Annotated in this window: 7 protein-coding genes; 3 read left to right on the plus strand and 4 right to left on the minus strand. The window is 51.4% G+C overall.

The annotated features are described in order from the left end of the window. The first annotated feature begins 786 nt into the window (after positions 1-786). From GOX88_RS14335 to GOX88_RS14345, 3 genes are all read left to right on the plus strand, one after another. Positions 787-1,053: a spike base protein, RCAP_Rcc01079 family gene (locus GOX88_RS14335; protein WP_170403073.1), complete on the plus strand. Its 267-nt coding sequence runs from the start codon at positions 787-789 to the stop codon at positions 1,051-1,053. Between the two features lie 3 nt (positions 1,054-1,056). Beyond that, positions 1,057-1,836 (plus strand): hypothetical protein, encoded by a 780-nt coding sequence (locus GOX88_RS14340; RefSeq protein ID WP_170403076.1) that lies wholly within the window; start codon positions 1,057-1,059, stop codon positions 1,834-1,836. A gap of 723 nt (positions 1,837-2,559) precedes the next feature. Next, positions 2,560-3,651 carry a glycosyltransferase family 4 protein gene (locus GOX88_RS14345; protein WP_170403079.1) on the plus strand — a complete coding sequence of 364 codons (1,092 nt, stop codon included), beginning with the start codon at positions 2,560-2,562 and terminating at the stop codon, positions 3,649-3,651. Here GOX88_RS14345 and GOX88_RS14350 read toward each other — a convergent pair. From GOX88_RS14350 to GOX88_RS14365, 4 genes are read right to left on the minus strand one after another with little or no spacing between them, the layout of a single operon-like run. After that, on the minus strand, positions 3,648-4,922 hold the full coding sequence (locus GOX88_RS14350; protein ID WP_217354237.1) for a hypothetical protein: 1,275 nt from the start codon (positions 4,920-4,922) through the stop codon (positions 3,648-3,650). The two genes, GOX88_RS14345 and GOX88_RS14350, sit on opposite strands and share 4 nt — an antisense overlap. Next, a complete protein-coding gene (locus tag GOX88_RS14355; protein WP_170403085.1) occupies positions 4,919-5,839 on the minus strand; it encodes a glycosyltransferase family 2 protein in 921 nt (306 codons plus the stop codon). Before GOX88_RS14355 ends, GOX88_RS14350 begins: the two co-directional genes overlap by 4 nt. A gap of 13 nt (positions 5,840-5,852) precedes the next feature. Beyond that, the gene (locus GOX88_RS14360) at positions 5,853-6,785 is read right to left on the minus strand and encodes a sulfotransferase family protein (RefSeq protein ID WP_170403087.1); all 933 of its coding nucleotides are present in this window, start codon (positions 6,783-6,785) and stop codon (positions 5,853-5,855) included. Positions 6,786-6,801: 16 nt separating this feature from the next. Beyond that, positions 6,802-8,127, minus strand: coding sequence for an oligosaccharide flippase family protein (locus GOX88_RS14365; RefSeq protein WP_170403090.1), 1,326 nt, complete (start codon positions 8,125-8,127; stop codon positions 6,802-6,804). Positions 8,128-8,667 lie beyond the last annotated feature (540 nt).

The raw sequence follows: 8,667 nt of genomic DNA on the forward strand, positions 1-8,667 counted from the left end.
TGTCAAACGGTCAACGTCTGCTACTGCATCTATCGCGGCATTTTCGGGGACTTGTGCAAATAGTCTCTGTTGCGCATTCACCACAGGGCGAATTCGCTCCTGATGCTTCCACAGTGCTTCCAGAGAGATTGACACGCGGCTATATAGCCGCTTGTTCCGACCCTTAACGTGTTGCTTTCGTTGAGAAAGATTGGTTGCGGGAGCAGGATTTGGCCTTTCTCGAACTACTGCAATTCTTAATAAGCCCAAGAAGGTCCGGAGTGGAAACTTTAAAAGCGATCTCTGACCACTCCCCCAACCAACTAGACGGGTGTGAGGTCTCCATTTTCTGGTGTCTCAGTGCGCCTCAATACCGGTGTCAGCATCTGTGGTTTATAGAAGCAACACCACGCAATTTGCCACCGCTGCACTGGACTTGCTCAAGTAGATAAATTTCGCCGGCGTTTTGGATGAGAAAAATGAGTGCGCGCTCGACCCGACTATGCCACGAAGACAGGTGCTCTAGCCCATCAAGCAACCAATGCCTAATTCTGCAAAACTTCAAACCTCTATTTCGCGCCTCACTCGAAAGCAACACGGCGGCTGCAAAAGCTGACAATGACCTTCGAAAACGAGCGCGTGGCAGCGAGAGAACCAACCCAGTTTTCCATTCATCTGTTGCGCACTTCTTTTGACGTGAGAACTACTAGGTAACCAGTTCTTTCGTTGAGGATTTTATACGTTCGACATGCACCCAGACCAATCTTGATCAGGGAATGCGGAACACACTTGAATAGGAGATCAATAATGAAAAACCCGTTTGCCGGCCGAACTGCTTCCCTGAACGGGCCCACGCCTGACATTTGCCCGGTTACCCCAAACGATAGCGAGGATCTGTCGAAAGTTGCGGTCGCGCTATATGTAACAAACGGCGGCATGGTATCCTTTCAAACCGTGGCGAATAATCATCGCAGCATCCAAGTCGCGGACAACTCGATTCTGCCAGTGGGGGTCGTCCGCGTTTACGCAACCGGCACAGATGCGACCGGTATTCACGCATTTGTGGTGTCTTGAACCATGTTTGGGTTTGGCATCGCCGAGCTTTCCAAGCGTCGTCCACGCAGTTTCAATCCTACCGAAATTCAGCCTTTAGCATGGTATGACCCGTCTGACGGCTCAACATTGTTCCAGGACGTTGATGGCAATGTCCCCGTGACATCGAATTTCGATTTGGTTGGCCAAATTCGCGACAAGTCTGGGAATGATTTCCATATGACCCAACCAATTTCTTCGCGCCGAGCGGTGTACCGCGAAGAAAACGGTGTCTCCTGGCTGGAGACAGATGGTGTTGACGACAGTTACCGAGTGTCGTCTCGTCTCGGACTTTCGGCCAACCCGGACCTCACGGTGATCACAGCGTTGCGGCCTTTGTCGCTTTATGCACCAATCCAACGTGTGTTTCACTTGGGCGGCGACAATGAAGGGGGTTCCCTTGGGTGCGCATATGGCGGCGGAGGGTATTCTTGGCGCTTCAACAACGGGAATACCATGTTCAACCCAACTTCGGCCGAGCTAGACATTGTAGCAACATGGTGGCGCAGGGCCGAAACTCGCTACGCAGAAAGCAAATTCAGACTAAACGGCGACGAAATAGACACCACGTCGTCGTCGAACGGAGACTACCTTCCAAGCAACGACGACGAACAGGCTTCATTGTTTGGGCACGGGTCACTTGCTTCAGATGCTGCACATCTCAGATTCTATGGAATGGTAGTTTTAGGCTCTGTCAAACCAGTTAAACTTAAAAAATGTGAAGAGTGGCTGCAATCAAAATGGCCGACCGGACCACTAGAGTAAGTGTTTTGAACGTTGTTGAGGGCAGCAAAGGAAGGAGTTTGGCTGGTTTTGGCAAAGCTGCTTTTTTGTCCGCCATCGGATCAATCGGTAAACACAGAAGACGCGGCGTATTTTGAGGTCCACTGCTTAGCATCGCGCTCGGGAAATATATAAAGTGTTTGGGCACCTTACTAAGTGCCCAAATGCTATAATGAAAAACGGCTTAATGCCAAAAAAGACGCTAGGGTTTGTCCAATCCCACTTTCGAAGTCCACTGGTCATGTTAGCAATTGCAACAGCGCGGAAGCCCTTCTGAGAGGCTTTCGTATCAACGAGTAGCATGATCTCTAGGCTAGACTAACCACAATCTGACTTTAGAAGATTGAATAAAGATGTTCCGAGAACTGTAGTTTTCACAGCGGTTTAGAAGTTTCTTCTCAATGCTTTCGTGCCCTAGCCTTGTCACCGCCAACTTCATTCAATAGGACGAAACAAATTAGATCAGATTATGAGAATTTAATGTCAACTAAACCTAACCTCCTGTTCCGAGGCTCCAGCGAGACGCTGTATGTGGCCGTGGCACCTATGAGTTTATCCAAGTACATTCGTTGGGCTTTTGAGAGTAGAAGTTCTCTGTTTAGTCATGTTCGCGTCGGCTAGCCGACTCAAATTGAACTTTCTTTAGTACATGACAGAACAAATGGCACGTTACAGGCAGGCCGATAATGACGATGGAACAACAATATGAACACTAAAAATAACCTCGTTTTGAACGGTCGCTTCTTGACGAGATCCATGACAGGTGTTGACAGGGTCGCTAGTGAACTGGCGGTTGCACTCACTCAAATATCACCCGAAACCGACATGCACCTGGCTTTGCCAAGCGCGCCTGTTCACGCACCTGAAACCACGCCAGAAGAGATATTGAATCTGGATAAACTGGGGCAGTCCAGACATTCCGGTCATCTCTGGGAGCAAGTAGAATTGCCTCGGCTGCTGGAGTCCGATCAGTGGTTACTGAGCTTGTGCAATACGGGTCCGGTGATGAGATCCCGCCAGGCCGTAATGATTCATGACGCTCAAGTTTTCACGCAGCCGGCCTCGTATTCACGGGCATTCCGCAGTCTATATCGTGTCCTTTTGCCGACCCTTGCGCGCCGTTCGCGAGTCTTGTTGACCGTGTCAGATTTCTCGCGCCTTGAGTTAGAAAAACATGGCGTTTTCCCCGAGGGAAAAGCACGCGTCATTCATAACGGAGTGGATCATCTTGCAGAGATCTCTCCGGACACCGAAGCTTTGGCACGTCACGGGCTTGAGCCGGGAGGTTACTTTTTGGCTATTGGCTCTCTTGCACCTCACAAAAACTTAAGACTACTGGCGTCCGCAGCACAGGCTCGCGACAAAGGCTCCTTGCCGCTGATCGTGGCAGGCGGAGGAAATAGTACAGTATTTAAAGATGACGGTCTGGTCGAACACGAAGGGCTGCGGTTTTTGGGTCGGGTTTCTGACAATGAACTCAAGGCTTTGTATAACGACGCCTACGCATTGTTGTTCCCTTCCCTGACCGAAGGATTCGGACTACCGCCACTCGAAGCCATGTCTTGCGGGTGCCCGGTATTGGCTACGACTGGTGGTGCTGTCCCGGAAGTATGCGGAGACGCAGCTCTGTTTGTTGATCCTCGTCAACAGCAGGATTGGACGGACGCCATGCTGCGCATTGAAGCCGAGCCAAACCTGCGCACAGATCTGGCTGGTAAAGGGCGAGAACGGGCCGCGATGTTCACCTGGAAGCGTGCTGCGGAACAGCTTCTGACAGCGCTTGATGAGGCTTCTTAGGTTTGTGACATGGATGGGTTGAACCGAGCTCTGGCTGAGGCCCTGATTAAAGACCCAGCTATCGACAAAAGCACAAAGATCAAAACCCAGATGAAAAGTGTGCGCGACGTACCCCAATAAAGAAGCCGACCAAATTCCAGAAGCCCAATCATCCAGACCGGGAAGATAAACAGTCCAGAAAGCCGACCAAATTGAACCAAGCGATATAGGCGCCCCGAAATAAAACCCGGTATCAACAGCAAGACGACACCCCAAAAGATGCCGAAATCGCTGATCATCATTCCAACCCCGGTAAACAGGTTAAATTCTGGGTTTCCGAAGCGCTCCAACCCGCCCATGAATGTATGTTCCCAAAGCTCGGCTTGAATCTGGTTGAGTGTTTCAAATCCGGGAAGAGGCAGTTTGAACAGGAAATTCATGGAATTTAACGGTAGCCCGCTGGGCTCAAAATACTCGATCGAAACCGCCAGATTGTTGAACGAAGACACGTAGTAGGACAGAAAACGCGAGGCGGAAAAATACGCGATATTTATGTCGAACTGGCTATAGAAGTTCCACGAACGAAAATACTCGGTCGTGCCAAAGAAAAAAACTACGGCCGCGGCAGCTAGAACAGGAGCGATGCGGAAAGACGCCTGCCCGGTGTTCTTGGCGATCGTCCAGGCCGTGACGGCGGGGATCGCACACTCGACCAGCGCAAGGCGCTCACTCCAGATAAATGACCGGTAGAGCGCCAGAAACAGGATCAGGAACAGCAGGCGCGAGTAGAAAGTTTGGCAGTTTCTTTTGGTGCTCAACGCGATACCGTATCCGCTGACCACGGCAAGTGCGACGCCAAACTGGGTCATGGTTGTTATACCACCAATCTGGTTTCCCACATCACGACCGACAAACCCTTTACCTGTAAAAAACGCCATGATGACCGACGGGTTCAAAGTCGGGCCCAGCCAAATTGCGTAGGCAACCATCATCAAAACAGCATAGATCAGACAAGCGCGGCGAAATCGCACGGATTGCAAAATAAAAGTCAGATCTTCGATCACGAGGTTGCGCGCTTGTTTTTGGCCGGAAACCGAAAACATGCCCAAGACCGCTCCCAAACTGAAAATTCCGATACCAGCCAGTGCGATCCCCAAATGAATGGGCTCGATCGTTTTTGTTGTGCGCATAAGCAGGTAATACATCTCGGGCGACATCAACAACGAAAAGGCTCCGATGCAGGCCCAAGCGGACATGATCACCAGAGGGTTCATCCAATAAACAGTTTTCATCTACCCTGCGCGCTTCTGTTCTGGAGCCCCGTTTTGCGGGATTTCTGGTAACCGTTCAGGCGTCCTTGCGCAACACATAGGCGGTACCTTGCCATGCCGAATTCGCCCCGACATGCTGATACCAGCGCCCCAGTTACCGAGCGGGCAGCCCAATAGATCGCTGAACCCCAACCGTAGCTGTGTTTCGCGAGCACATAACCGAAACCCCGCGCGTAGTGGCGCCCCTTTTCCAAGCTTTGCGCATCGGTGCCGGTGACGATCATTTCGGCATGATGACCAAACAAGTCAGGGTCAAAATATTGTCGGTAGTGTTTAGACAGCGCTGTAAGTGACAGATCCTGAACTTCGTTCGCCCCCCAAGGCGTACCGGAGCCGGGACCGATCCGTTCATCAAAACCACCGGTGTCTTCCAGAACTTTACGGCGCAAGAAGATCACCCATTCTATCTGGGTAAACCACGCCGTTTTACGGTCAACCCAAACTGCCTGGTCCAGAAATTTCCCGTTGATCGATTGCCCGTCCTCAGAGGCAGCACGGCCCGAGACGATATCGGCGTCAGTGCTTTCCAATTTGGACAACGCAAGTTCAATAAAGTCCTTAGGATACCAACAGTCATCATCTGGAAAGAAAACCACATCGCCGCTCGAATGCCGCCACCCATGGTTTCGACTGCGGTTCACCCCGCGTAGGGACTCATCCTGGATGTGTATGATTGGCAAGTCGCCAAAATCCGAGATGACGGGCACCAAGCGACTGTCAGAGTTCTGGTCGACCACAATGATCTCGTCCAATGCTCTGCTTTGATGGCGGAGAGTTTCAAAAAGCCTGGTCAGTTCATCAGTGCGGCCAAGGGTCGCGACCACTGCCGAAACTGTCACTCGCCCGGCATTTGACTTTCCGGTTTCTTGCTCAAACATCTACGGTTTCCCTTTAGCCCAACCGCGCCAACAACCCGTGTTTTTCCGCGTATTGGAGGGTCTGGGCATAGTCCTCCTCCAGGTGCATCGTTAGACGTTCCCGGATAACTTCTGGCATCTCGGGTTTGCCGGCATCTTTCAGGCGTATCTTCTCATAGGTTTCCCGCAGTATTTTCCGCAACGTTACTGGAGTGATTTTGTTCACCAACAGCCTTAGACGGGACGCACGATAAACATTCAATAGACGCGTAATCATCCAGACGCGATCAACCGCATACGCGTTCCGTGCGGATTGCAGAGACTTCTCGCCGGGCTCAATTATTTCGAGATCCAGAAACTGTCGCAAGTCGTCGAAAACCGCATCAGGGTCTTTCTTGAGATCTTCGAACAAATACAGACGAAACCGGTCCCCAAAAGCCGCGTGAAAAGCTTTCAGCCCAGCAAAGTATTCGGACCGCCTGATCATGCGGTAATGCTCACCCCAAAGCACGTCAGATTGTTCGATCTCGTATTCTTCGCGATCCAATGCTGACATGAGGTCTTCCGAGATAAACCCGTCACGAACGCCCATCAGGTAGTGAGAATAAGCGCGCGTGACCGGCTCCCGCAAAACTGCAATCACACGGGCAGTTGGTTGTGCCGCTCTGATACGCGCGGCGCTTTCAGGCGTCGACAGATAGTGAGTACTGGCATCCACGACATAACGTGCATCCCCCGCTGCGGAATATAGCGCCTTGTAGTCGTCTAGCGTCAGACACGCGTAGAGCGGTTTGAGAGGAGCGTCGCGGTGCTGTGGAATCTGACCGTCGAAGTGGAAGTAGGCCGGTTCCTTGTTTTCGGCCGTAAAGACACCGGGAGTGCGACTAAGAACATCGTACAAAAAGGTCGTCGCGCTTTTAGGCGCGCCAATTAGAAAGAGGTTGGGAATATCTTTATGACGGGTCATGATTTTCACGGAATTATCAGGATCTGAAATTTGCAATTCTTAGGCTCTTTCGCAGCTTTCCCGTGATCTCGTCTCCATCCGAAAACACGGCTCTGACATCGCTGAAACGGACGCCGAAAACACCTGACACCGCTCCCAATCGAGCGCGGATCAGATACCAAAGCGCTCCGTTCATGACCCAACAAATCACTGCAAACACAAGCCCGGCTGTAAAGGCTGATTTGGTGAATATCAGGCAAATCAACAAACCCGCGGTGGCAATCATGGTTACAAGGCTGCGTACGCGCTCTAGGCCCTGCATGTTCATGATCAATGCAGTCGGGCCAAGCATGGTCCAACTGAGCTGACCGACCAGCAGAACGCAGAGAATTGGAAACGACTGAAGATATTCGCGCCCAAAACACAGCAACAGCAGCCAGCCCCCAGCTAGCAACAACACGAACCCAATTCCTCCACTGAGCAGCATAAGTATGCTGCTCTTTGCAATCGCGGCTTGAATTTCTTGATCACTGCGGGCCTGTGCGATTATTGGTGCGATTGCTGTGCGTACCGCATCGGAAAGAAAAACTCCAAGCTGCGAAACACGCTCAGCCGCGATAAAGAACGCTGCAGCTTCCAAGCCAGACGTAAGACCAATAACGATCCCACAAGCCCGGTGAAAAATGATTAGCGAGGCTTCGCCGGGCCATACGGAAAAGGCCATTTTAGCGTGATGGTTTTGCCCGGGCTCTCCCTGAGAACCAAGTCCAAGCCGCGCAATGCAGGCCTGTTCCCACGCTAGGGAAGTCAACAAACCCACCAAATAGAAGACCAAGACCTCCATTGGAGTGAGTTCAGTAAAGAGAAGCGCACCAATGGTCATTAATAGCGGGACAAACGTCCGCAGGACGGATTGACCCAAAAGCGCTTGAGACAGCTTTCCACAAGCGCGCAGTACGTCTCGGTTCACAGCCATCAGCGCTGTGGCAACAATCGAGAGGCCGACCAGGCCGGCTACGCTCACGTCTTGCGTCACAGGCGTATCAACGCGCAAAACAGTCAAAATTACGAAACCGGCAATAACCAACAGTCCACCGGAAACAACCACCAATCGAGCTTCTGACAGAAGTTTGCGCACAGCCGATTTCCTACCGGCCTTTTCGTATCGCGATCCGTATCGCAGAACCGTGACATCATATCCAAGCGCTGCGACAACGCCGCCTGTTATGATCACATTTACAGAAAAAAACACAAAGCCAAAGTCTTCCACGGACAGTGTCCGGGCGCAAACCATGGTGAACAGCAACCAAAGAACAGTGCCGCAAACACGCAGAAGGGCAGCCGTCAAGGCAGCTTTAAACATCTGGCGCTCCCGCTAAAATGACCGCAACTTTTGAAATTCAGTTTTACTGCGCTCTATAAAAACTTCCACCGGTACTTACCAGACCGATGTTTACCAAATCTCATGAGGGAATAGGATGGTTTTGGCAGTGAAATTATAACAAGCCAGAATCATATTAAAAGCAAAGTTATTCAGCGGTTAAACAACTCACGCCTTGTCGCTGACGGTCAAAATTCCTGAGGTCGGCGAGCAGAGCACATCTGCCATGTTTGTACGCCACTCTACCCAATAAGACAAAACCCAGACTTGCCGTGAACAGTTCCTTCCGCCGGAGGAAAAAATCATGTCGTGCAATTGGCATCACCATTTGAACCGGTGGCTTTTTCCAGGATGAGGAACAGCGCGCCAGACCGGCGCGCTGTTTTTTTGCCTGCCCTGACGCCTGCGGTCAGTTGTTGTAATACTTGTTGGCGTAGTTGCCGTAGGAATATCCGTAATGCCGCGCGCCACGCGCATTGATCTGACCAAGGATCAAACCGGTCAGACGCTGATTGTCGGTGT

Source organism: Ruegeria arenilitoris (assembly GCF_013030985.1).
GTDB lineage: Bacteria > Pseudomonadota > Alphaproteobacteria > Rhodobacterales > Rhodobacteraceae > Ruegeria > Ruegeria arenilitoris_B.

Excerpts from the sequence above, each read along its gene's own strand:
- GOX88_RS14335 (WP_170403073.1), top strand. The coding sequence starts at position 787 with ATGAAAAACCCGTTTGCCGGCCGAACTGCTTCCCTGAACGGGCCCACG.
- GOX88_RS14340 (WP_170403076.1), top strand. The coding sequence starts at position 1,057 with ATGTTTGGGTTTGGCATCGCCGAGCTTTCCAAGCGTCGTCCACGCAGT.
- GOX88_RS14345 (WP_170403079.1), top strand. The coding sequence starts at position 2,560 with ATGAACACTAAAAATAACCTCGTTTTGAACGGTCGCTTCTTGACGAGA.
- GOX88_RS14350 (WP_217354237.1), bottom strand. The coding sequence starts at position 4,922 with ATGAAAACTGTTTATTGGATGAACCCTCTGGTGATCATGTCCGCTTGG.
- GOX88_RS14355 (WP_170403085.1), bottom strand. The coding sequence starts at position 5,839 with ATGTTTGAGCAAGAAACCGGAAAGTCAAATGCCGGGCGAGTGACAGTT.
- GOX88_RS14360 (WP_170403087.1), bottom strand. The coding sequence starts at position 6,785 with ATGACCCGTCATAAAGATATTCCCAACCTCTTTCTAATTGGCGCGCCT.
- GOX88_RS14365 (WP_170403090.1), bottom strand. The coding sequence starts at position 8,127 with ATGTTTAAAGCTGCCTTGACGGCTGCCCTTCTGCGTGTTTGCGGCACT.